The organism is Microbispora sp. H13382 (genome assembly GCF_014161445.1).
Taxonomy (GTDB): Bacteria; Actinomycetota; Actinomycetes; order Streptosporangiales; family Streptosporangiaceae; genus Microbispora.
Genome location: NZ_JABBXA010000011.1, coordinates 30,238 through 53,771 on the forward strand (window position 1 = coordinate 30,238; position 23,534 = coordinate 53,771).

The 23,534-nt window shown below is 66.3% G+C and carries 21 protein-coding genes, 2 pseudogenes and 1 other annotated feature; of the genes and pseudogenes, 11 read left to right on the forward strand and 12 right to left on the reverse strand.

Annotated elements, in window-relative coordinates; genetic code table 11:
- Positions 1 to 8: 8 nt before the first annotated feature.
- Complete coding sequence (locus tag HHX41_RS22105; RefSeq protein WP_182907542.1) at positions 9 to 1,091, reverse strand: ferredoxin reductase; 1,083 nt, start codon at positions 1,089 to 1,091, stop codon at positions 9 to 11.
- A 281-nt stretch (positions 1,092 to 1,372) separates the two neighbouring features.
- On the opposite strand from HHX41_RS22105, the gene HHX41_RS22110 reads away from it, so the two are divergent.
- Entirely contained in the window at positions 1,373 to 1,624 is a 252-nt protein-coding gene (locus HHX41_RS22110) for a hypothetical protein (protein ID WP_182907543.1), read from the forward strand.
- Positions 1,625 to 1,745: 121 nt separating this feature from the next.
- Here the strand turns inward: HHX41_RS22110 and HHX41_RS39755 are convergent, their stop codons facing one another.
- The 3 genes from HHX41_RS39755 to HHX41_RS22125 form a co-directional block, all read right to left on the reverse strand.
- On the reverse strand, positions 1,746 to 2,699 hold the full coding sequence (locus HHX41_RS39755; RefSeq protein WP_220504330.1) for an STAS domain-containing protein: 954 nt from the start codon (positions 2,697 to 2,699) through the stop codon (positions 1,746 to 1,748).
- 526 nt (positions 2,700 to 3,225) lie between these two features.
- Positions 3,226 to 4,146, reverse strand: a complete 921-nt coding sequence (locus HHX41_RS22120) for a HAMP domain-containing sensor histidine kinase (RefSeq protein WP_182907544.1) — start codon at positions 4,144 to 4,146, stop codon at positions 3,226 to 3,228.
- Positions 4,147 to 4,419: 273 nt separating this feature from the next.
- Positions 4,420 to 4,845, reverse strand: coding sequence for an arsenate reductase ArsC (locus HHX41_RS22125; RefSeq protein ID WP_182907545.1), 426 nt, complete (start codon positions 4,843 to 4,845; stop codon positions 4,420 to 4,422).
- Between the two features lie 132 nt (positions 4,846 to 4,977).
- On the opposite strand from HHX41_RS22125, the gene HHX41_RS22130 reads away from it, so the two are divergent.
- Positions 4,978 to 5,292 carry a helix-turn-helix transcriptional regulator gene (locus HHX41_RS22130; RefSeq protein ID WP_182907546.1) on the forward strand — a complete coding sequence of 105 codons (315 nt, stop codon included), beginning with the start codon at positions 4,978 to 4,980 and terminating at the stop codon, positions 5,290 to 5,292.
- Positions 5,289 to 6,431 (forward strand): ACR3 family arsenite efflux transporter, encoded by a 1,143-nt coding sequence (gene arsB / locus HHX41_RS22135; RefSeq protein WP_182907547.1) that lies wholly within the window; start codon positions 5,289 to 5,291, stop codon positions 6,429 to 6,431. Before HHX41_RS22130 ends, arsB begins: the two co-directional genes overlap by 4 nt.
- On the opposite strand, the gene HHX41_RS41900 is transcribed toward arsB, so the two are convergent.
- The gene (locus HHX41_RS41900) at positions 6,323 to 6,637 is read right to left on the reverse strand and encodes a hypothetical protein (protein WP_220504331.1); all 315 of its coding nucleotides are present in this window, start codon (positions 6,635 to 6,637) and stop codon (positions 6,323 to 6,325) included. The two genes, arsB and HHX41_RS41900, sit on opposite strands and share 109 nt — an antisense overlap.
- A gap of 2 nt (positions 6,638 to 6,639) precedes the next feature.
- Here HHX41_RS41900 and HHX41_RS41905 point away from each other — a divergent pair, with 2 nt between their 5' ends.
- Positions 6,640 to 7,065 (forward strand): hypothetical protein, encoded by a 426-nt coding sequence (locus HHX41_RS41905; RefSeq protein ID WP_220504332.1) that lies wholly within the window; start codon positions 6,640 to 6,642, stop codon positions 7,063 to 7,065.
- A gap of 355 nt (positions 7,066 to 7,420) precedes the next feature.
- On the opposite strand, the gene HHX41_RS22155 is transcribed toward HHX41_RS41905, so the two are convergent.
- Positions 7,421 to 8,155, reverse strand: a complete 735-nt coding sequence (locus HHX41_RS22155; RefSeq protein ID WP_310742122.1) for a GAF and ANTAR domain-containing protein — start codon at positions 8,153 to 8,155, stop codon at positions 7,421 to 7,423.
- Positions 8,156 to 8,708: 553 nt separating this feature from the next.
- On the opposite strand from HHX41_RS22155, the pseudogene HHX41_RS22165 reads away from it, so the two are divergent.
- The 3 genes and pseudogenes from HHX41_RS22165 to HHX41_RS40850 form a co-directional block, all read left to right on the forward strand.
- Positions 8,709 to 9,011 (forward strand): annotated as a pseudogene (locus tag HHX41_RS22165) (transposase); the annotation flags it as partial.
- A 74-nt stretch (positions 9,012 to 9,085) separates the two neighbouring features.
- Positions 9,086 to 10,305 (forward strand): IS3 family transposase gene (locus HHX41_RS22170; protein ID WP_259401211.1). Its coding sequence is split into 2 segments (ribosomal slippage): positions 9,086 to 9,371 and positions 9,371 to 10,305, totalling 1,221 coding nucleotides; the frame shifts between segments, so codons are not numbered across the junction.
- Positions 9,364 to 9,477: a sequence feature (AL1L pseudoknot), on the forward strand. (Overlaps the previous gene by 114 nt.)
- Before the next feature lie 32 nt (positions 10,306 to 10,337).
- Positions 10,338 to 10,451, forward strand: a pseudogene (locus HHX41_RS40850) (transposase); the annotation flags it as partial.
- A 265-nt stretch (positions 10,452 to 10,716) separates the two neighbouring features.
- Here HHX41_RS40850 and HHX41_RS22180 read toward each other — a convergent pair.
- The 6 genes from HHX41_RS22180 to HHX41_RS22200 form a co-directional block, all read right to left on the reverse strand.
- A complete protein-coding gene (locus tag HHX41_RS22180) occupies positions 10,717 to 11,034 on the reverse strand; it encodes a helix-turn-helix domain-containing protein (protein ID WP_182907549.1) in 318 nt (105 codons plus the stop codon).
- Positions 11,031 to 11,393 (reverse strand): type II toxin-antitoxin system RelE/ParE family toxin, encoded by a 363-nt coding sequence (locus HHX41_RS22185; RefSeq protein WP_182907550.1) that lies wholly within the window; start codon positions 11,391 to 11,393, stop codon positions 11,031 to 11,033. The genes HHX41_RS22180 and HHX41_RS22185 overlap by 4 nt, the downstream gene beginning before the upstream one ends.
- Before the next feature lie 309 nt (positions 11,394 to 11,702).
- Complete coding sequence (locus HHX41_RS22190; protein ID WP_182907551.1) at positions 11,703 to 13,346, reverse strand: SWIM zinc finger domain-containing protein; 1,644 nt, start codon at positions 13,344 to 13,346, stop codon at positions 11,703 to 11,705.
- A gap of 3 nt (positions 13,347 to 13,349) precedes the next feature.
- Positions 13,350 to 13,838 (reverse strand): hypothetical protein, encoded by a 489-nt coding sequence (locus HHX41_RS39770; RefSeq protein ID WP_220504333.1) that lies wholly within the window; start codon positions 13,836 to 13,838, stop codon positions 13,350 to 13,352.
- Positions 13,835 to 14,404, reverse strand: a complete 570-nt coding sequence (locus HHX41_RS39775; RefSeq protein WP_220504334.1) for a hypothetical protein — start codon at positions 14,402 to 14,404, stop codon at positions 13,835 to 13,837. The genes HHX41_RS39770 and HHX41_RS39775 overlap by 4 nt, the downstream gene beginning before the upstream one ends.
- 28 nt (positions 14,405 to 14,432) lie before the next feature.
- On the reverse strand, positions 14,433 to 15,800 hold the full coding sequence (locus tag HHX41_RS22200; RefSeq protein WP_182907552.1) for a hypothetical protein: 1,368 nt from the start codon (positions 15,798 to 15,800) through the stop codon (positions 14,433 to 14,435).
- A gap of 160 nt (positions 15,801 to 15,960) precedes the next feature.
- On the opposite strand from HHX41_RS22200, the gene HHX41_RS22205 reads away from it, so the two are divergent.
- From HHX41_RS22205 to HHX41_RS22220, 4 genes are all read left to right on the forward strand, one after another.
- On the forward strand, positions 15,961 to 17,259 hold the full coding sequence (locus tag HHX41_RS22205) for a tyrosine-type recombinase/integrase (protein ID WP_182907553.1): 1,299 nt from the start codon (positions 15,961 to 15,963) through the stop codon (positions 17,257 to 17,259).
- A 659-nt stretch (positions 17,260 to 17,918) separates the two neighbouring features.
- Positions 17,919 to 19,286, forward strand: coding sequence for a hypothetical protein (locus HHX41_RS22210; RefSeq protein ID WP_182907554.1), 1,368 nt, complete (start codon positions 17,919 to 17,921; stop codon positions 19,284 to 19,286).
- Positions 19,287 to 19,339: 53 nt separating this feature from the next.
- Positions 19,340 to 21,466 carry a hypothetical protein gene (locus HHX41_RS22215; RefSeq protein ID WP_182907555.1) on the forward strand — a complete coding sequence of 709 codons (2,127 nt, stop codon included), beginning with the start codon at positions 19,340 to 19,342 and terminating at the stop codon, positions 21,464 to 21,466.
- 250 nt (positions 21,467 to 21,716) lie between these two features.
- Positions 21,717 to 23,531: a hypothetical protein gene (locus HHX41_RS22220; protein ID WP_182907556.1), complete on the forward strand. Its 1,815-nt coding sequence runs from the start codon at positions 21,717 to 21,719 to the stop codon at positions 23,529 to 23,531.
- Positions 23,532 to 23,534: the final 3 nt, after the last annotated feature.

Here is a 23,534-nt window from a genome sequence, read left to right on the forward strand (position 1 = left end):
TGTTCCTTTCACAGCTCGATCTCGACTGGGCCGGCCGCCACCGACACGCAGGTCTGGATCATCTCTCCCGCGTCTCCGTGTACCTGGCCGGTCCGTACGTCACGGACCTGACCGGAGCGAAGGCGGGCGACGCATCGGTAGCAGATGCCCATGCGGCAGCCGCTCGGCATGAGCGCCCCCGCGCTCTCGCCGACGGCCAGCAACGGCGTTCCGCCGTCGGCCTCGGCTTCTCGGCCGCTCCTGGTGAAGCGGACGCGTCCCCCCGAACCCGCTGCCGCCGCCGGCACCAGACTGAAGCGCTCGACATGGAGCCCGTCCGCGGGGCCGGTCCAGTACGCGGCGATGCCGTCGAGCATCGCCGGCGGTCCGCACGCCCAGACGGACCGCTCGGTCCAGTCCGGGCAGAGCCGGGCCAGATCCGCGGGCCGCAGCCGCCCCTCCAGCTGCGTGTGCCGTTCGTGCAACCGAAGCCGCGGCCATCGCGCGGCCAGGTTCCGGAGCCGCCCGCCGAAGATGACGTCGGCGGGTGTCGGCGCCGAATGGACCAGTACGATGTCCGGTCCGTCCGCATTGTCTAGACGCAGGCCGTCCAGCATCGCCATCACTGGTGTGATGCCGCTCCCGGCGGTAACGAACAGCAGTCGCGGGGGTGGTGGCTCGGGAAGGACGAACGCCCCCTCGGGCCGGCCCAGCCTGAGCACCGTCCCAGATGCTGTGCTCCGCACCAGGTGGTTGGAGACGAGCCCGCCGCGCACGGCCTTGACCGTGATGGTGAGGCGACCATCGGACCTGCCCGGGGCCGACGACAGTGAGAAGGTGCGCCAGTGTCGCCGCCCGTCGATATCGACGCCGATACGGACCCACTGACCGGGACGGTGCAAAGTCCAGCCCCTACCTGGGCGAATCACCAGGGTCGCCGCGTCGCTGGTTTCCGCGTGCACCGCCTCGACCCGGCCGCACAGCTCTCCCGCGCCCCAGAGCGGGTTGATCAATCCGAGGTAGTCGTCGGGAAGCAGCGGTGACGTCAGCCACTGCGCGGCAGCCGACAGCCGTTGCAGGAGAGTCGCAGGGGATGCGGACGTAAGGATCACAGAGCCTTCCCAAGGCAATCGAGAATCCCCACGAATGGGCCATCCGTACGGACATGTACCCGGCACCCGCGTCCGGCACCCGTGGGCCGTGGCCACGAAGGGCACAGGAAGCGGTTCAGGACCGGTAAGGCCGGCCCGGGCCCGTCGGAGGCCCGTCGGCAGCACGGCTACAGGAAGAGGTTCGAGAAGCCCGCCCGAAGCGGCGACGCGGATGCTACGCGGGGGGCTTTGTGGGGATACCCACGTGGACCCGGTCCCCTCCTTACGATGAGGAGCAGTGTATGACCATGGACGCTCCCGCCGGGCTGCTCTACTTGCTGAGCGTTGGCAAGGAAAAGGAACTGATTCTCCGCGTGCACGGCACGATGCCCGCAGTCGAGAAACTCGTCAGCTGGATGGAGCAGGGCACTGTGGTGTCCCTTCAGATTTCCCACGAGGGCGAGCCGGATACGTTCACCTACGTGGTCAACTTCAGGCACGTGGTGGCAGCCCGCTTCGCTCCCTACGCGACGACACGAATCAGCAGCTTCTGAGCCGTCGCGTAGGGCCCTGCGCGGTGCTCCGTCCCCGTCTCCCGGGTCACTGGCTCGTTCGCGGCCGCGCCTGTGGTGCGGCGAGGGCTTGCCGCCTGCGTCGCGACTCGAGGGCCTTCGGCTACGCCAGCATCGGGATGGTCCGGTCCAGGCCGTTCACATGCAGTAACCGAGACAGGTACGGGCGGGCTGCGGTCAGGGAGAGGGTGATCCCCAACGTCTTGGCGCGACGCTGGATGCCTACCAGAACGCCCAGCCCGCAGGCGTCGCATGCCGCCACACCCGACAGGTCGAGAATGAGCAGGCTCCTGCTGTAGCGCAGGACGTTCAGCAGATCCTCGCGCAGGCCGGGACTGGTGAAGATGTCGATCTCACCGGACAGCCGGATGGTCGTCGGAACCGACGGGTCGGCCCTGCCAAGTGGCGCGGGGTCACGGATGGCGATGGAATGCTCCGGTCGGCAACGAGACGGGTCCTCTGGCGGCAGGCTTGGCAGGTGGACGTCCGATCGGCGGTTTCGGCATCCGTGGAGCAGGTCCGCCGGCAGCGTAGTGATGTGCACTCCCTCGTTCTCCCCGTCCGCATCCCGCGTACCGATGGCGTGGTGGGCTGCGGTGGTGCGGAGGTCGACCGGGAGCGGGCCGAACGTGCCCTGACTGGCGAGCATGAGCGCCGCCCCGGCGGGACCGTCCGCGGTGTATGGCGGGACGACCAGCAGGATGACAGGCTCAGCCTCCGCGAATGTCAGGGTGACGAGGCGAGGATCGGCACTGTGGAACCAGCCCACTTTGACCTGGCGTCCACCGGCCTGGACACGGTGGGGGATGTGGTCCCATGCGTCGACGTGCACGCCGACGCGCAGCGTCGTCAGGCCCAGTCGCTGGTCGACGGCGGCGATGAGACCCGGCAGCTCCACCGTGGCGTCACGGGAACGCGGCCACCACGCCCCGTCCACGGTGCCCCGCAGGTCAAGGACGGGAGCCAACCGCAGCCGAACGTCGGAGCCGATGACGGGGGCTGTGCCGGCAGGGGGGCTGGGCGGTGTGATGGAACGAGAGAGCAGCGTCGGTGTCATGATCGCCTGGCCTGTCGGGCCCTCGAAAGGACCGCGTCCTGATATTTCGCCGCGGGCGACGCCGACCTGAGTGCCAACGCACGGAAAGTCCTCGGTGCTTAAACATTACCTCCGGGTTTTATGGAATGGCGCTGTTTCGGAAGTAAAAATGTCCCCCCGGTTTTCGGAGACGCGGAGGCGCGGGTCGACCACTGTCGCATCGGGAATTCCATGTATGAGATCACGAGCTTGGGTCACTCGCCGGAGCGACCTTACTAACGGCCGTCTCCAGGTTCATCGCCGGGTGCGACGTCGCACTCCTCTCCCGTATCGGGCCGCCGCATGCGGCGACCCGGTTCGCGATCTCCACCCTGTCTGCCGCTGTCCCGCCTGGACGGGGGACGCCCTGAACGAACTGGCCGGAGACTGCCCGGCCGCGCTGGCCGGCGCCCCGCCTGCCCGTGACCGCTCATGGTGGCAGTGTCCATACTCATGCCCGTAGTCGCGTGTGCGTACAACCGAGAATCGTGAGGGATCCGGTGGTGGCTTATGGAGCGGCGATGGGCAATTGGAGGATGAAGCAGGCGCCGCCGAGAGGGGACGATTCGACCCAGACGGCTCCGTGGTGGGCATTGGCTATGTCGCGGGTGATGGCCAAACCGAGGCCGATGCCGGGCCTGCCCCGCTGGGAAATGCTTTTGAGCTGGTACATCCGGTCGAAGATGCGTTCCCTGTCCTTCTCCGGCACGCCAGGGCCATCGTCGGACACCATCAGGCGCGCAATGCCGTCGCTGCGGCGTATGTGGACCTGCACCTGGTTGATGGCGTGGTGCTGAGCATTGTCCAGCAGATTGGTGAGGATCTGGCAGATCCGCGTGCGCATGGCTGTGACCCGGACACCGGGAGCGCAGATGACTTCGATCGAGATGGGGTCGTTCCGGTCTGCGACCTCCTGCCTGACCAGTTCACACAGGTCGACCCGTTCCCAGTCGGCTTGGGCTGCGCGGGAACGGGCGATCAGAAGAAGTGCTGTAGCCAGCGCCTCCAGCCGATCCACTCCACGGAGTACCGCCTCCAGCACACGCGGGTAGTCCGCCTCGCCGGGACGGGCAGTCGCTTCTTCCACCGTGACGCGTATCCCGGCCAACGGGGAGCGGATCTCGTGGGCGATGTTGGAGGCGAACTGCCGCTCACGCTCCAGCATGTCCAAACTCGCATTGATGTTATCGACCAGCTGCGTCACCTCTCGCGGGTCATGCTGCTGAGTAATCTGAGCGTGTTCGTCGCTGACGTTGATCTCGGCGAGGTCACCGGAGATAGTACGCACGCGACGCAGCAGCCGACGGATGAACATCCGGCCTGACACCGCGGCAGCCAGCATCATCACGAGGTTCCACCACCTCTTGTGAGAATCGGTGTCTCTCCTTGGACCTGCGCGTTCCAGCCGCTTCAGGATCGATCTGCCCATCGGATGCTCCCCGAAGAACCATCCCGCCGTAGGTCCCTTACCCTCCAATCAGGCTTTACCTCGATCGAATAGTCAGTAAGTGGGTCAAGGGGGGCGACCTCGTCGGCCTGGTTGCGTACATCGAGCTCGGCGCACGACCTGACCGCCGTCCGCACAGCAGATCGGATCGACGCTCGGCGATCGCCGGCCGTGACAGGGCAAGAGCACGGGGCGTTGCCAGACGGTCAGCCGGCAGCCGGGCTTCTTTTGCGCATGTTGATCAGCGGGACCGTGTCAGCTGTCCTGCTGGGGGTTGATTTCGGCGATCAGATCCTGGATGCGGGTTTTGATCTCGTCACGGATCGGGCGGACGGCCTCAACCCCCTTGCCGGCGGGGTCGTCCAGATCCCAGTCGAGGTACTTCTTGCCCGGGAAGATCGGGCAGGCATCCCCGCAGCCCATGGTGATGACGTAGTCGGAGGCCTGAACGGCCTCGGGAGTGAGCACCTGGGGGGTCTGGCCGGAGATGTCGATGCCCACCTCCTTCATCGCCTCCACGACGGCCGGGTTGACCTGCTCGGCGGGCAGCGACCCGGCGGAGCGGACCTCGATGCGGTCGCCGGCCAGGTGAGAGAGGAATCCAGCGGCCATCTGCGAGCGACCGGCGTTGTGCACGCAGACGAACAGCACGGACGCGAGGGGAGCAGCGGTAGCGGACATCGTTCTTCCTTGCAGAGTGCGGCGGGACTCAGGCCCGGAGCAGGGACCGGGCAGAGGTGACGGGGGCGTGCAGGAGATGACAGCCGGGCGTCAGGTTCACATCAGCACCAGCTGATGTGACAGTATCAGTACATGCTGATGTCAGTCGACACTGATCTGTTACGCGTGCTGGCCGATCCCCTGCGGCTGCGGATCGTGGCCCTGCTCGCCCGGGAGACGCTGTGCACCACGCACCTGGTGGCCGAGACCGGCGCCCGGCAGACCAACCTGTCCAACCACCTGAAAGTGCTGCGGGACGCCGGAGTGGTGGATACCGAGCCGTGCGGCCGGTTCACCTACTACCGGCTCAAGCCTGACGTCATCGCCGCTCTGGCCGGGCAGTTCGCCGAACTGGCCGAGACCGCCCGCGCCACCGCCGCCGCCGACAGGAAGAGGGCCTGCTCATGACGACCACCGAGCCCGCACGCGCCGCACCCGGCGGCGTGGCGGGCAAGCTGTCGCTGCTGGACCGCTTCCTGGCGGTCTGGATCCTGGCCGCCATGGCCCTGGGCCTCGGCCTGGGCCGCGCAGTCCCCGGCCTGAACGACATGCTGTCGAAGGTCGCGATCGGCGGCATCTCCCTGCCGATCGCCCTCGGCCTACTGATCATGATGTATCCGGTGCTGGCCAAGGTCCGCTACGACAAGCTGGACGCCGTCACCGGCGACCGCCGCCTGATGATCTCCTCGCTGGTCGTCAACTGGGTCATCGGCCCGGCCGTGATGTTCGCCCTCGCGTGGATCTTCCTGCCGGACCTGCCTGAGTACCGCACCGGTCTGATCATCGTCGGCCTGGCCCGCTGCATCGCCATGGTCATCATCTGGAACGACCTGGCCTGCGGCGACCGCGAGGCCGCCGCCGTCCTGGTGGCACTCAACAGCGTGTTCCAGGTCCTGGCGTTCGGCCTGCTCGGCTGGTTCTACCTGCAGGTGCTGCCCGGCTGGCTCGGACTCGGCCAGGGGCAGCACCTCGACATCTCCGCCGGGAAGATCGCCCTCAACGTCGTCATCTTCCTCGGCATCCCGCTGCTGGCCGGATTCCTCACCCGTCGCCTGGGCGAGCACTGGCTCGGCCGCCAGCGCTACGAGAGCGCGTTCCTGCCGAAGATCGGCCCCTTTGCCCTGTACGGGCTGCTGTTCACGATCGTGATCCTGTTCGCCCTGCAGGGCAAGACGATCACCTCCGAGCCCGGCGACGTGGCCCGCATCGCGCTGCCGCTGCTGGCCTACTTCGCCTTGATGTGGTTCGGCGCCTTCGCCCTCGGCAAGACCCTGGGCCTGCCGTACGACCGGACCGCCACGCTGGCCTTCACCGCGGCCGGCAACAATTTCGAGCTGGCGATCGCCGTGGCCATCGCCACCTTCGGCGTCACCTCCGGCCAGGCCCTGTCGGGGGTGGTCGGGCCGCTGATCGAGGTCCCCGTGCTGGTGGCGCTGGTCTACGTCTCCCTCGTCTGGCGCCGCCGCCGGGCGGTGCGGGTGGCGTCCCGGCCCACCCCGCGCAGCGAGTCGGACGACAGGCTGCGCTGCCATTCCAGCCCGACGTAGGCGAGCAGGGGGTGGGTGAGGGAGGCGCCGTCGCGGTGCAGCGGACGCCCGGCCGCGTCCAGGGCGCCGAGCCCTGCCAGATAGGGCAGGTCGGGGCGGTAGCCGGTCGCAAGCAGGATGGTGTCCGCCTGCTCGGTCGCGCCCTCGGCCCGCTCGTGCTGGAGACGGCAAGCCGCCGGATCCGCCGCCCGGGAGTGGCCGGTCACACGTGCGCCTGTTCTCCACCTGGGGCGAGATCGTCGACCACGCTGCCGAAAAGCTGCTCACCCCGACCGGTTGGGTCCGCCCGGACACGGCCACGTACCCGACCGGCGGAGACTGGGCCGAGCAGTACCTTCAACCGCTCGTCGACGCCCTCGGCGTCCAGGCCTTCGCTGCGCTGCAAGCCTCGCCCGGCGCCCGCGTCTATCACGACGAGCTCAGGGCCCGCGAGGTCGGCCAGTACGCCGCGCTTCGCCGGCTCGCCAACCGGCTCGTCGGTATCCTGTACGGCTGCCTCAAAAGCGGCACTCGTCTACGACGAAGCGACCGCTTGGTCGCATCGTGTCGAGAAGCTCGTCGCTTGACATTCAGGCTCCTGGGCTGTCTTTCTGCCGGTCGGCAGGGGCTTGCGGCAGGGCCTGGTGGGCGCTGAGACCACGTCGTCCAGGTGCAGGACGGGCGTGCCGGCCCAGCCAGTGAGCGCGGACAGCCGGCGCCTACGCGGGGACACAGAAAACCGGAGTCCGGGCCTGAGCGGGAACGCTCGGTCCCCCATCCTGACTGAGCGTCGCCATCAGCAGGGGTGATCGCCTCATCTGGCATTGCCGGTTTCTCAGTTGAGCTGACCGGAGCTTGAGGGTGAGATGGGCCCCGGTCCGGGGGATTCGGACCATCCCCGAGCGGCCTCCGGGGTGCCCAGGCCGGAGAGACGTGTTGCTGGCGGGTTCGGCGACCCGTCGACTCCGCCGGGCGCTCCGGCCGAACGAGCCCGATCCCAGCAAGCCTCGTCATCGGCTGTGATCGCCGGCCGGAGGTTGAGTGATGTCGGGTTCGCCGTGGATGACGGCATACGCCGCCTCGGACAGGCGCAGGCTGCGGCTGCGCGCGTAAATGCGCAAGGAGTTGAAGGCGTCGTCCATGTCGCTGTGGTGGCGCTCGGCCAGCACCCCTGTGGCCTGCTCGATGAGCGTGCGGCTGTTCAGCGCGGTCTGTAGCTGCTCCGCGGCTGCCTCCTGCTGCTCCAGCCCGCGATGGTGCAGGATGCTGATGGTGGCCACATTGGCCAGCGCCTGCCCGATGTGCAGCTCATCCGTGGTCAGCCGGCCGGCTGCCGTCCGTAGCAGGGCGAGCGCGCCGATGACCCTGTCGCGGTGGCGCATCGGCAGTGCCTGGATCGCGACGAAGCCGGCGAGCTGCGCCGCTGCGGCGAAACGAGGCCAGCGCCCTCCCTCGGCGACCAGATCGGCACATGTCACCGGCCCGCCGGTGCGGTAACAGTCCAGGCCGGGGCCGTCCACGTCTTGGAGTTGGAGGAGTTTCAGCATGCGGGCCTGCTCGGTGGAGGCCGCCATCGGGCGCAGCCGACCTTGTTGGTCGGCCAGTAGCAGCCCGGCCGCATCGACATCCAACAGCTGCACACAGCGCATGGTGAGCTGGTGTAACAGGTCGACGACGTCGAAGTCTCCGACCAGGGTGTCCGTCAACTCGGCGAACGCGTCGGTCAGTTGGCGTTCCCGCGTCACGACTGCCTCCCGGGAGGGACCTGCCGGATATCGACTCCCGTCCGCCTTGGCGAAAACCGCAGCAGACGAGTCTCGGCCGCGCGCGTTGCCGCTGGCAGCAGGCATGGCGTGCCTACGCGTGGCCGGACTTGAAGGTTCTTACCTAACTGCACCGAGGTCATGCCGATGGCCTGGCGCATCTGATGAGTCCGGTTCCGCAGATCCCTGATGACCCCCACGCGCTCGGCCACCTGCTGCTGAGTCAGGCCACGGCTGCGGCGGATCTCCGCCAGCCGATGTGGGGCGGTGACGTCCCCTCGGGTGGTGTAGTTTGCGTCCACGGGAGTGGTGTAAGAGTTTCCGCTGGTAGAGGCGTGGCGTCGTGAAATGAGGACGGCCATCGCGTGATCCTTCGTGATTGCAAGTCAAGATCGAAGGAGAACGAAAGCGATGGCCCTGAACGACAGTGTGGACCCTGGCGCCTGGCTGGCGAAGCAGATCGAGGCCGGAGATCCGGATCTGTTGCGATCCATGGTGAAGACCATGGCCGAGGCGTTGATGTCGGCCGAGGCCGACAGCCCTGATCAGCGTCGTGGCTACCAGCTACCTGCTGGGAGTCTCCACGCGCCGGGTAGACAAACTGGTCGAGCAACTGGGTATCACCGGCATCTCCAAAAGCCAGGTCTCCCAGATGGCCAAGGTGCTGGACGAGCAGGTGGAGGCCTTCCGCACCCGGCCTTTGGACGGCGGCCCCTACACCTTCGTGTGGCTGGACGCCCTCACCCAGAAGGTCCGCGAGGGCGGGCGTACGGTCAACGTGCACGCCCTGGTCGCCACTGCGGTCAACGCCAACGGCCAGCGGGAGATCCTCGGCTTGGATGAACCACTCCGACTTTCGTGGAGGCCCTGAAGCCAGCATCATCTGCTGGCGGAAGGGAGAATCACGACACGATGCCAGCCCCGAGGAAGTACCCCCAAGAGCTTCGCGAGCGCGCGGTCCGGATGGTGTTCGAGGTCCGCCGGCAGACCGGCGGCGCCCCCGGCGCGATCGCCCGGGTGGCCGACCAGCTCGGCGTTCACCGCGAGGCGCTGCGCGGGTGGGTGCGCCAGGCCGAAGTTGACGAGGGGCAGCGGCCCGGCACCTCGACCGCTGATGCGCAGCGGATCGCCGAGCTGGAGCGCGAGGTGCGCGAGCTGCGCCGCGCCAACGAGATCCTGAAGGCCGCGGCCGCTTTTTTCGCGGCGGAACTCGACCCACGGCCGCTCAGGTAGTCGCCTTCATCGACGCTCATCGCGACGCTTTCGGCGTCGAGCCGATCTGCCAGGTGTTGCAGGTGGCCACGTCGACGTACTACGCGGCCAAGTCCCGCCCGCCGTCTGCACGGGCGGTGCGCGATGCCCAGCTCATGGCCGAGATCACCACGGTGTGGAACGACAACTTCGAGGTGTATGGCGTGCGCAAGATGTGGAAAGAGCTGAACCGGCACGGCACCCGCGTGGCCCGGTGCACCGTGGCCCGGCTGATGAAGCGCCTGGGGCTGGCCGGTGCGGTCTGCGGGGACCACAAGCGGCGCACCACAATCGCCGAAGCTCTCACCGAACGGCCCGCCCACCTGGTCAAACGCGACTTCACCGCCCCCGCCCCGAACCGGCTGTGGGTCGCCGACCTGACCTACATCCCCACCGCGTCGGGGTTCGTGTACGCGGCGCTGGTGATCGACGCGTACTCGCGGATGATCGTCGGCTGGCGGCCGGCCGATCACCTGCGCACCGACCTGGCGCTGGACGCGCTGGAGATGGCCATCTGGTGCCGCGGCGACGGCCGGCGACTGGACGGGCTGGTTCACCACTCCGACCGCGGCTGCCAATATCTGTCGATTCGCTACACCGAGCGCCTCGCGGGCGCCGGGGCGGTCTGCTCGGTCGGCTCACGCGGGGACAGCTACGACAATGCCCTGGCCGAAAGCACCATCGGGCTGTACAAGACCGAGCTGATCCACCGGCGCGGCCCCTGGAACGGCCTGGACGACCTCGAGATCGCCACCATGGAGTACGTCGACTGGTACAACAACCGCCGACTCCACAGCGCCTGCAACGACCTCCCACCAGCCGAATTCGAGACCCACTACCGAACACAGATCGACCCGGCTATCCTCACCCCAGCCAGCTAACCCGGCCTCCACGAAACTCGGCGCGGTTCACCACCCAGCGCAACGGCTACCGCGACCGGCTGCTGACCACCGCCGCCGGCGACCTGGAACGGAAGATCCCCAAGCTGCGGTCCGGGTCGTTCGTCCCCTCCCTGCTGGAACGCCGGTATGGGTCGAGCAGTCGTTTCAGCCCTACGGATTATTCGCGCCCTTGATCAGTGTCGCCTGGTGTCGTTTCGCGTCGTTTTATCCGCCATCCTCCCTGCCGCTCTGCCGGGTGACGACACCGCGTGCCGCACCGTATCAGGGACAGGCGAGCAACCAGCGAGCAAACAGGGATCGCTTGACCATCGCCGGGTTGCTCACGCCCCCCATGCGGGGTGGTCGCCGAAGTCGGCTACCGCGCCCAGCATGACGTTCTGATCGAGCTGATCAAGCGATCGCGGCGATATCACCGTCATCGAAGTAGATCGACTGGTGGAGTCGGCCTCCGAGAGCGGCCGCGTAGCGGGCCAGGATGTCCTGGCCGGAGATCTTGCCCTGCTCGATCTGGGAGATGCGCCCTTTGGTGACCCCCATGCGCTCGGCCACCTGCTGCTGGGTCAGGCCACGGCCGCGGCGGATCTCCGCCAGCCGATGCCCCTGGACCTCGGCCAGAAGCTCCCGCTTACCGGCTTCGACCGATTCCTCCCCGCCAGCCCGCTCGACATGCTCCGCCCGGATGTCCTTCCAGCGAACGTATCCGCTCATTTTCCCTCCTCCTGCTGAGCGCGCTCCTTCAGGTAGACCTCATACCGGTGCTCGGCCAGCGGAATGGCCTCCTCGTACCAGGTTTTCCATCGCCCGGCCTTGTCACCGGCGACCAGCAGGATGCTGGAGCGCCATGGGTCGAAGGCGAACAGGATGCGTACCGTGCCGGGCCGGAGTTCCTTGAGGTTCTGAATCGACGATCCTGTGATCGTGTCGACCAGCGGCCGTCCCAGCCCGGGGCCACCTTCGGCGAGCGCGTCGATGGCCTGCACCACCCTGGCGTGGGTGCCGTCGTCGAGTTGCTCGATCCATTCGCGGACCTCAGTTACGACGTAGACGTCCCATTCCTCTCCGGCCACCTATGAAGTATAGCAATAGGTATACCTCGGGTCCATGAGGCCGTTTCCTGTCTCTACATTGCGTGAGCAGGCCCGGTGGCTCCGGCCATCGTTCTGGCGGCTTCCGGCACCAGCGCGGGCTTGAGCGCACCACCTGCAGTGACCGCACGTCCGTTCCCCACCCACGATGCCAAGGCGCGAGCGGCGGCGAACACGGCACAACCGATCGACATCTCCGTCACCATGACGGGGACGGTATCGCCCGGACGGCACGACACGGATATCGATCGTTCGGGTCGCCGTTGACACGCCGACCGGCCCGATAGATCATCAAAGGCCACGCCGCTGGAGTTCCGCCATGAAGTTGCGTTTGCGCTTGTGGGTGATCCGCAGCCGCTCCACATAGGCGCGCCCGTCGGCCTCGCGACCGAGCCGGTCGTAAAGCTTCGTGATGTGTGCGACCAGGTCGGCAGCCTCGGCGTAGGCGTCGTTCTTCATGAGCGAGATCTTGCTGTCGGCCAGGCGTTCGTAGACGGGAATCGCGTCGGCGGGGTGAGCCTCCGCCCGCAAGCGAGCCAGCCGCGACCACTGCCCGTCGACGGCGCCGAACTCCACCGCCGCCTGCCACGCCTCCTCGTTGCTGTTCTCCCATAACAGTACGTCCACGAGCATGGAGGGCGGCTGCCACGCGGACGGACCACGCCGCGCCGTGCTCGCGTCCTGACGTAGCAACTCCAGCGCCCAGGCGCGCAGTTCGGGCCAGTGGTCCGGCGTCGCCGCCGCGTGCAGCACCTGGTAGACCGTCAGGGATCGGTCGCGTTCGAACTGGGCCCGGCGCAGTGCCAACGCCTCATCGCCACGACCGGCGGCGGCATGGGCGGTCGCGGCGAAATCGGTCAAGCGCCGATCGTAGGCGCCGTCGGCGGCGGCCAGGCCCCGTTCGGCCCACTCCAGCGCCTCCCGGTCGCGCTCCGCCTCGGTCAGCACTTCGACGATGCCCGGATAGTCGGGACGGCCACCGTGACCGAGCACTGTGACCAGGAGGTCGATGTCTCCCCGTGCCCTGGCGTACTCGCGCATCAGCGCGTCCGTGCGCCAGCCCGTGCGGGGCGAGCGCTTCTCCCAGATCCGCCGCAACTGTTCGCCATAGGCGGCCACCCCAGCCTCGCCGAGTGCGTCCGCGTAGTCGTCGATCGACAGTTCGGGCACGTCGGCATCGCCAAGCTGCCGCTGCAGCAGCCATGAGGCCAGCGCCACGGGATCGCCGCCGGTGGCGGTGCAGGCTGCGGCGTGGACCGCGACCAGCACCCGGCTCGCCTCGCCGATCTGGCCGTCGGAGTCGTCGAAGAACTCGTAGTTCTCCGCCACCCGTTCCATAGCCCGCTGGGCCAGGGAGGCCGTAGCGGCGCTCTGCCCAGCTTGAAGCAGCCGTTCCAGCTCGTCGGCGATGCCGCCGATCGTGTCCGCGTAGTCCCAGCTGCCGTCCCAGCCGACATGACCACGGACCCGAAGCATGCGGTCGATCCGCTCGCGTAGATTCTGCGCGTCGACCGCTCCGACCGGATCGTCCGCGGCGCGCGCCTCCAGCCGGCGCCTGATATTCCGGTCACCCTCCGCGAGCTCCATGAGCAGGGCCACCAGCTCCTGCGAATCCAGCGACGTCAGATAGGAACGCAGATCGAACCGGTCGGGCACGGCTTCGCCGCGTTCCCGCTGGAACAGGTAGACCAGGCCGACCGCGACGCAGTGCTTGCAGAAGTTGCCCTCCTGCCCCCACGGGCAGTCACACGCACCGTCCAGCCCACGACGGCCGACGGTCAACTCCACCTCATACGGCTCCGTGCCGTACACAGTCGCGAAGATCTTTCCGCCGTCGACCTGGAGGTCTTCGACGGCGTCGACGTAATCGACACCGCGGTCATAGGACTTGGCTCCGGCCAATGCCCGCAGGTCATCTTTGGTGAACCCGGTCATGATCTACCGCGGAAACAGCCGGCCCGGCACGTGCCGTGCCCGTTCCGGAAGCTCCGCGCCGACCTCACGGGCGAAGTCGTGGAACTGTATGTGACCGGGCAGTTCGTCCAGACAGTCGCGGATCAGAGTACGCGCCGCGTCGGTCTGTCCGCGTCGATGGGCGAGCCGCGCGCGTAGATATCGCAGTTCGGGACCGGTCAGAGCCGGGTGGGTCACCAGTCTCTCCAGCCGGTCGTCGGCCTCGGCGTCGGCCAGCCGGTCCAGCACCATCAGGTGCCAGCCGGCGAGATTCCTGGCCCGCTCACCGTGTTCGAAGCCCGTGTCCCGCCAGGGCACCCGTGTCTTGGAGCCACCATCGGCCGCCTGATCCAGTGCGGCGAGATATCGGTCGGTGAAGTCCAGCCACGCATCGATCCCGCGTAGCAGCCGTGCCAGTACATCGGCCAGCGTGGTCTCCTTCTCGGCCGTCGGCCCGTCCCCACGCCGGTTCATCCGTACGCCCGCTCCCAGCGGATCAACTCTGGCGCCGCCCGCACGGCGAATCCCGAGAAGCCGTACAGGTCGAGATAGGTGGCCCAGAGCAACGCGACCGCGTCCGAGACCACGAAACGCGCGGCGGCCATCGGATCGTCGGAGCGGAAGTAGTCATAGTCACATGTCTCGTCAGCCAGGTCGATCAGCAGCTCCAGCGCCTGCGCCCCGGTGGCCGCGTCCACCGCGAGCGCCGCCTTGGCGTCCTCGGCCAGCCGGGTGAACGTGAAACGCCACCGGGTCCGCTCCCTGGGGGAGACACGCCGATCACCGGCCATGTAGGCCCCGGCCCGCGCCAGCTCCACGAACCGGCGTACGTCGTCCAACACCGACTGGGCGTCCACCGGCTGCTGGGCGCTCTTGGCCGCGGGCTTGCGCTCCTCTGGAGTCAGCTCTGCCGCGATCCTCTCCCTCAGCTGAGCGGATCCGCGCCAGTACAGCGTCCAGAGCGTCTTCTTCAAGCGCTCCTCGTCGAGTGGAGCCAGCGTGGCATAGAACTGCTCGCGATTCATCCGCTGCGGACCCATGGGCAGCGATCGTAGCCCGGGGCACTGATCACCATCCGAATCCGGCATCGGTACGTGGCCGGAGGGCGCGGGCCCGTAGTGCCGTCTGCGCGGTGGCGCGCCCGGTGTCGGTGAGGCGGTCGCCAGGATCATCCAGGCTGTGCTGCCGGTGCAACAGGCCGAGCAGATCCAGGCGGCGGTGGAGCGCGCCCATGAGCCAGCCGACGTCATTCACCGGGATGGGCGTTCCACTGGCGGGGGCATGCCAGCCCTCACCGGCCATGGCCTCGGTGACGGCGGCGCGCTGCTCGAAATAGCCGTTAGGAGCCTCGGTGAGGTGCAGCATCAAGACGACCTCCGCTGCGGCGCCCTCGGCGGGATCGAATGGGATCAGGGCGGCCGCCACGGCTGACCACAGTGTGGCGGTATCGGCCCTTGCCAAGCGTTTGCCCGCCGGAGTCAGTACCAGGGTGCGCTTGCTGCGCCGTACGGCGCCGAGCTGCCGGACGAGCTCTCGCAATGTCCAGGCTTCGGGGATGTCGGATTCGGAGCGCGGTCTGCCGGTCAGCGTGAGCCAGTCGAAGCGGTGGCAGCCTTCGGCGACGACGGCCCTGGCCAGAGTGTGGTTGGCGGTGAGAGGGATGCCACCGTCGGTGGACGCCAGGGTCAGCAGCCAGCGGACCGGTGCCAGCCGCGCCTCCGCGTCCTCGGGTACCGCCGCCGGCGACATGATCCGCGAAGCGATCATCTTCGTCAGGCGGGCGCGGGCCGCCCCACGGGAGGTGGCCCAGCTTTCCATGCGTTCGGAGTGGATGCGTTCCAGCCGGCTCTGCTCGCCCACGGCGGAAGGAGAGGTGAGGAACTCGCCGGTGATCCGCTCGGCGTCTGCGCGCCATCCGCGGGCGCCGGGAGCGAGGTGACCCGCCGCGATCGCCATCTCCAGATGGGCCGCCGTCGCCAGGAAGGCATCGTTTTCCTGGAGGCCCATCACGCGTCCCCAGGTCAGGATCTCCTCGACATCGGGTGGCTGTACACCGGAGGCGTTCATAGCCTTCTCCAGCGCCTTGAACCCGGCGTCGCGGCCTTCGTGCCAGGCTGTCAGGACCTGCATGGTTGTCTCGGAGGTGCAGGCGGCCGCGTATCGGGGCATCTCCAGCAGGTCGAACATCGCACCGAGCGTGGCGGCGAGCTGCTGGTGTTCGGTCAGGTCGGTGCACCACTTGGTCGGCAGCAGGTACCACAGCCAGTATTGAAGCCCGTACAGGGTGACGGTCTCGACTCCTTCCCCGAAGGTCAGCGAATCGAACGCGGCACGCGCCTGACCGGCCTCCCCCGGGTTGCGACGGGCCAGCTCGGCGAGAGCGTCCTGCACCTCGTCGTCCCCGCTCCTGCCCACCATCCCCTCCTTCTCATCCACAGGACGGGCCTACGCCACCTGGGCTATCCGCATGACTGATTGTGGAAGCTTCTCACGGCGTCGACGTCATAGCGGCGCTTGACCGCTTCGCACACGCGCTCGATGCGATGTGTTTAAGGCGGCCCACGTCGTTCCCTTCTTCGGGAGGAAGGTGACGGCCATGCGTGAGAGCCATCCAGTGGTCTACAAACGGTGCGGGTGCACCAGCCGGAGTGGCCGGTGCCCGAGGCTGACCGAGGACGGGCACGGCTCGTGGTACTTCGCGGTGCAGATCCGGGGCCTGTCCGGACACCGGGAGCGTGTCCGGCGAGGAGGCTATGCCAGCGCGGGCGAAGCCGAACAAGCCGGGCGGCAGTTGATCGCAGCCGAGCAGGGCGGCCCGATCGGCGCGGGGTGCACGGCGGCCCAGTGGCTGCGCTACTGGCTGGCGACCGATCAGGGGATCCGGCCGAGAACGCGTCAGGGATACGCGGATCACGTCCGGCTGTACCTGGTCCCGGCGCTGGGGCGAATCATGCTGTCGGAACTGTCTCATTGCGATGTACGGCGCATGTTCACTGCCTTGGCCGGGCGCCCGAACCGGTACGGCAGACCACTGGCGACCGCGACACTGGAGCGGATTCGTGCCACGCTACGGGCCGCCCTGAACGAGGCCGTCCGGGAAGGTCTGATCGACAGCAATCCCGCCCGAAGGCTACGGTTGCCCGCGGCGCCACGTCCGAGGGCGCAGGTATGGACCGACCGGTGGGTGGCGGCGTGGAAGGCCACCGGGGAGAGACCCACGGTGGCGGTCTGGACGATCCCGCAACTCGTGGCCTTCCTGGACGGCGTCCGCGAAGATCCTCTGTTCCCGCTGTGGTGGCTGGCCGCGCTTCGCGGGCTTCGCCGGGGCGAACTGGCCGGCCTGCGCTGGGTGGATCTCAGCCTGGAGACCGCCGAACTCAACGTGGTCCAGCAGTTGGTGCACGTCGGCGGGAAGCTGGTCCCGTTCCCGCCGAAGAGCGCGGCCAGCAGGCGCACGGTCGCGCTGGATCCGCAGACGGTACGGCTACTACTCCGTCACGAACGCGACCGGCGGGCGGAGAAGATCCGTCGCGGGGAGGCCTGGGACGATAGGGAACACGTCTTCACCCGTCCGGACGGCGCGCCGGTGGCGCCGGACTACCTGACCTACCGGTTCCATAGGCTGGTGCGCAGGAGTGGGCTGCCGCCGGTGCGGTTGCACGATCTGCGGCATGGTGCGGTCACGCTGGCGCTGGCCGCGCACGTGGATCTGCGGGTGGTTCAGGACCAGGTCGGCCACGCCAGCATCGTGTTGACCGCCGACACCTACACCTCGGTGCTGCCGGAGCTGCATCATCGGGCAGCCGGGGCGACGGCGCGGCTGGTGCTGTCGGCGGCGCGCGGGACCGCTCGGAAGGTGCGCAGGGGGCGATGCGGCTGGATGACCCAGGTGTGACCCATCCGTGTCCCAGGCCATGATCGAGTGATCTCCCGTTGAGGAGAACGCCCAGGTCAGAGGTGGTGGGGCGCCAGGGACTCGAACCCTGAACCGACGGATTAAAAGTCCACTGCCACCGTGTGCCGCCTTCTATCATTTCGTCGTCCATTGTCCCCCGGGGTCTGCCGCCCAATCACGCTGGGTGCCGTGCCGTATCCCGTACACACGAGCAACCACCGAGCAACCACGCATCCTTGACTGTTGCATTCGACCCAGAAATACAACTTCGTCCCCTTGAGGGGTCGCCAGTGGATCTACAGATGTACGGAATGGTGAGGGGCTAGGGCGGTGATGATGACGGTCGTCGAAATGTCGGACCGGAACGGCATGATGGAGACCATGATGACAATCGGGCGTTCGGTGTGGTCGTGGTGAAGAAGACCCGGCCGTCGGGAAGAGGCGTTCCTCTAGGGCGTCGCCTGGCTACTCGAGACGCGGACCAGTTGTGGTCGCTGGTCGTTGCAGCTGGAGCTGCTCCAGGCGTACGGCACCGATGGGCTTCAGTTGGTCACTTAATGCATGCGGCGGCGCAACTGGGAACGAGGAGTAACCGGCTGGTTCCCGCTCTCGAGCTCGAACGCCTCCTTGCGGCTTGTCTCCGTGATGAGCCGGGTCTGGTGACACTTGAAGACTTCGTGGCTTCTGATCCTCGTGACATAGTGCTCGTTCGCTTGGGTGACAACGTCGTCCGGCTCTTCCCAGGGAACGTGGAACGTCCGGTCGCTGACGTAGACCGAGCACTCCTGGTGGCGGATGCTATCGATGATGTTTTGGTTGCTCGCCTCGGTTTCGGCGTCCGAGACCTTGTTGAGGCAGCGCTGGGCTACGTCGACGCGGCGATCAGGGCGATGGCGCCTTCCTGGCCGGAGGGAGACTTCATCGACGAGGCATCGGTGACATTGACGGCAGCGGAGGTGAACGCGGCAGCGGAACTCGTAACCCTTGGCACACCCAGCGAACTGTCGAAATCTCCAAGACTGGCACGGGCCTTAGAGTGGGCAACATGCGATGCCGCCGCGCTGCCGTACATGATCGGCCACCCCCAGAGCCCGTTTGGCCGATTTTTGCGGGTCAGGCGACCCAACCACGGCGGTCGCGCGGACTGGCTGCCGCTTGCCTTTCTACCGGAGATAACCGGGTTCGGCGTGACCGAACTCGCGGCGTCCGTGGCGGATTCGCCTGAGGCGAACCGTAGGTTCGCTCAACTCGTCGCTGCCCAGGTGAGGCACGCTCTATGGCGCTTCAGCACCACTGTTATAGGTCCTAATGACTTCCCTGATGGTCCGGCGGTCACCCCAGGCAACGCGGTTCAGTGGGTGGCGATGCTTGGACCCCGTCGAGCTTTGGCTGTGCAGGTAGTCGCCCGCCTCCATTTGGCTGCCTTGCCATTCGATGGGCCGCCGGTCGCGTTGTCGATAGCCGACGCTGCTAGGGCGAACCCAGATGAGCCAATTTCCGTGCCGATGGCCGGGCGAACCCTGCAACTGCCCACGGGTACAGAGGTGGTTCCGCTGCTCGTCCTCGCGACTGCCGGGCATGTCATGGCACCGAGCTATAAGGGAATGGCGGGAATTTCGTTAGATGAACTCCGCTGGGCGGCCACTAGCGCTGATGAGGACAGTGATCTATTCATGTTTTGCCGGGAGATGGCGCGTCCGGATCGGCCGCATCTGTTCGGTTGGGAAACGATCAACGTGTGGGAGTGGTGGCGGGCCAACGGCAAAATCCTTTTTGTGGGAGGGGAAGATCCTGCCTTTATGTCTATTGCTCCTCACCTCGGAGATGCGGAGTGGAAGCGCGCAGTCCATCTTGCTGGGCTTGAGCGGGCGCTGGCAACGCTCCAGTTGCCAGCGCTGCGAGACATCGATGGAATCGATCACGCATCTTCCGGGCCGCCAGTGGTCTACCATTGGAGATCCCCTGGGCCCAGCGACAGCGGCGATATGACTGACGTAACTGAGGCGGTGCCTGGGAGCGCACTTTGACAGAAACGACAGCCTCTGTGCCCTCTCCACCCCTTTATCATCGGAGACCGTCTATGGGCGGTTGGACCATCCATGTCAGCAGCGTGCCCGTCGCTATCACAGCCGCAAACCCAGCATGGCCATCCGATTATGCGCTTCTACTTCATAAACTGGCGAATGCATTTGGCTTCGGGCTCCGGCAAATCGACGACGTCTGGCGCTCATGCCACGATGGTGGCGCAATTGACGGTTATATCCTTGACCTGTGTTTCCGTGCCGAGCACTCGCTGGGCGCAGCAACGTTGCGCCTTGAACGCGTGGAGGTCATGCCTGGAACCCATGGAAAGCAGCTAGTGCACGCTGTGATCGGTGTCGCCTGTGAGGCTCTCGCCGAAGAAACAGATCGTGACATCGGCGAGACTCGCGCGAGCATGGCCGAGGCTGTCCGCGGAATCGTGCAGGAAGCCGGAATCGCTCCGGATGCCGCTGGCATGGTTGCTCATGCCTGGATGAAGGCTCCAGCGACGCTCGCGGTGCAGATCCAGAATACGCCGACGGTCCGTAACGACCTTCGCCGGCCAGTCCATCTCGATGCAGCGCTGATATCCGAAACTGACCGGCAGATCGCGCGGATGGTGCGGGAGGCTGGTATTGAACCTGGAACGTATCGCGGCGATGGAGCAAAAACCCTCGACCGGGACACGCTCGCGCCAATTGCTCTCGGCGTGCTGATTCGGCGGCTGGCGGCTCATGATATGAATGAGCTCGTCCTATTCGGCATGCAGGAATTGGAGCGGATTACCGCCTACCGGGACAAGATGCTTCGTGGCATCGGGCAGTCTGCGCGACTGCTTTATCCCAATTGGGACCCCGCCAGTCGATACCAGGAGCAACAAGCAGAGTACCTGATCCTACGACGCTGCGCCGAAATGGGGGTAGAGGCTGCGCTGCGGTTGGCTCCGGTGGGGAATGCTCCGGTCGACGATGTTGCCTGGAGCGAGATCCTCGCGGGCGCACATGCGTATTTGTCTGCAACAGCTCGCAGCGAGAACATCCATCACCAGGTCACGCCAACGGCGCTGCACATCAGCGATTCCTTCGAGATGAAAATCGTCCCCGATAACGACGCCGCAGTCGCGATCGGTGACGAACGAAGCCGCATCTATGATCTCGACACCAGGGGCTTCGGTGCAGCAAGGGCGGCTCTAGAACTTGTGGAAGCAACAGACCATGCGTTGACGAGTAGCGATCGAGATGACGAATCCATGGTAGCGCCAGAGCTCGATGCCGCAATGCGTGATGCTTACGGTGTTTCAGCCTCTGACATCTACATAACTCTATTCGCGCTGGCGGGTTGGCCGCTGCGTCATAATGAGAGGGATGTTGCGACAGTAACACCGCGGCAGGTCACAGATCACGTCCTGAAGGCTACGATTCTCGGTGGCGAGGCTGATGGAATGACCCGGGTCGCCGCCGCAGTTTCGATGCTCAGCAGCAACGCCGCCGAGTTGCGCGCCGCAGACTGGAAACCGTGGCATGCGCGTACCCGTAAACGCAGGCTACTTATCCAGCCGCTACCCCAGCTGTCCGACGGATCCATTGTAGTAGCGCCACATTTTTGCTTGTGCAGCCTGAGCGTTTACCGGAACTACTTGTCGCAAGGCCAGCTCCCGTGGAGCCAGCCCCCGGCGCCCCGAAAGGTGGAGAGGGCGCTAGAGGGAGTCCGTAACGGCAGAAACAAGGCCTTAGAAAGGCAAGTCGCGCAACTGCTACGAGACAGCGGATGGTCTGTTATCGAGGCGGTGAGCGCAAACAAGCCTCAGCGACTCAATGTGCCGTCACTGACCACCGAGATCGACGCGGTCGCCGGACGAGCAGACCTAGGTACGCTGTGGCTGCTTGAAGTGAAGGACCCTGTCGATACCTTCGCGGTGCCCGAGATTCGGCGACACCTCGACCATTTCTACGTAGGTCTCCAGAAGCCCTCCTATACCGCCCAGTTGCATAGGAAGGTTGCAGATATAGCGCCCCACGCTAACGCTGTAGCACAAGCACTGGGTCTTCCGCCCCGCACAACTGGTAGTCCCTTCGTTGTAAAGCCACTATTTGTGACTCGCAAGCCTATCCCGGCAGCGTTCGTCACAAGTGACTTCGAGTTCGTCTCGATCGAAAGCCTGCTCTCACGACTAGCGGACGGGTGACGCGTCAGAAAGTCGCTTGTATTCGAGCGTAATATATGGCTCCGGACATGGCGTCTGTTGTCGAGAATCCGCGCACAGCGGTGACGTTGCATACGTGCCGCTGGCGGTGCGCTCCTCGCGTGTACCGGGTACGGTGGGGCGATCTGTTGCCGAGCTGACGACGATCGTGCACCTGGTTGTGTCCGCCTCGGTACAGGCTCGGGTCCGGAAGGGCGCGGCGGTGTTGTCGAGAGTAGACCATGATGACGCTATGGACTATGACCTCGCCGGGCTGGGGCCGAAGGCATTCGAGCGTTTGTGCCAGGCCCTCGCGATCAAGATCCTCGGTGCCGATGTGCAGGTATTCGGGTCTGGTCCTGATGGGGGGCGTGAGGCATCCTTCGACGGCCAGTTGACTTATCCTGACCCAAGCCCCAACGGGCCCTGGGGCGGGTACGGAGTACTGCAGGCCAAATACAAGGAGCAGCTCTCGAGTGCCGGCAACGATCTGGCCTGGCTCCGTAAGCAGATCAAGGCTGAACTGGATGCTTGGGCGGATCCGACCAAGCGCCGCCGCAAAGAAGGCCGCTCTCCTCAGTACCTGATCTTCGCCACGAACGTTTCGTTGTCCGCCGTCCCCGGCGGCGGAGGAAAAGATAAGATCTCAATGCTGATCACCCAATCTGCGGATGTGATCGGCCTCAAGGACTGGCGGGTATGGGACGCCAATCAGATCAAGAGCTTCCTGGATGTCCACCAAGACGTGGCCACCGGCTTCGCGGCGCTCATCACCCCGCACGCGCTGATCGCTGCCCTCCGCGAGAAGGTCATGCAGTCCGCGCCTCTGATCATGCCCACCCCGATCAAAGTCGGGGAAGGGCTGCCAGGCAAGGAGGCGGCCTTCCGCGCTGCGTTCGAGGCTGCTGGCGGAGTTGCACGACTGGGACACCCGACCGGACAGGCACACGAACTCGGCCCGGGCTTCGTGCAGTACCTACGAAACGCCGACAGCGCACACGACAGCGTCCTTTGTGCTTTGGACAACCACCAGTCGGCCGTAGTCGTGGCCGGGCCGGTGTGGAAGGCTCTCAGCAACCTCGGTGATCCGTCGCTCGGCGGTGGCGTCGTAGACGCCGGTTTCCCATCGGCGGAGGAAGGCGGCGATACGTGTTACATCGGTGAGGACCTTCCGCGCATCGAGCTGTCCGGCGGTCGCTGGGGTCCCGGATACATCATCCGTGTCGGGCCCGAGCGATGGAAGTGGCGCCCACAGGTCCGCTTCGACTCCCTGGCCTTCCGCGATCGCACTATCTGGGCCGGTGTAAAGGCGGACCTGCGGATACGGGTCGCCGCCCGCATCCCCTGGCCCGTTGCCATGATGCGCATCGACTCGGCCGGTCGGCGTCGGGTCGAGGCCGCTCTGGCCGCCTCCGAAGCTATCGAGGCTCTTCACGTTCTGGGGCATCCGCGGGGTCTTACCGCCCAGAATCCCGTGTGGCAAAGGACCAGTGACTCAGATGGTCGCAACGACTCGTATGGGGTCAGCCAGCAGTGTGGGCTGAACGGTCCTGACGGCCGGCACGCGATTACGGGTCGCGCGCTGTTCCAGCTTCCTACGTTGCCAATAGACGACACCGCGCTTTCCCTCGTTGATGTGCGCGTGGACTTCGACGCGCTGCGGCAAGGCACGACGGATACCGCCGTGCCAGCCGAGCTACGGATCACGATTCCCGAACTGGCCAATATCTTTACCGCCGCCTGGACGCTGGCTACGACGGTCCTGCCTCTCGCAGTGACGGCGGACCCCACGACGGTCACTCCTACCGGAGCGCCTCGCCTGGAGTTGTACGTAGTCAACGAACGCCCCGTTACTGAAGGCGGAGACCGAACGCTACGAACGGACCAACTGCTCGACCTCACCGCCTTCGGTACGACCACGAGGACACACCTATACGACCTGGCCATCGGGGTCGCAGCCCCGCTTGACCTTACCGATGCCGAGATCGACTCCACGGTGAAGTTGGCCATGGTGCGAATGGCCGAAGATTACGGATTCACCGACGCGGATCGCTTATTCCTGCAGTGATCC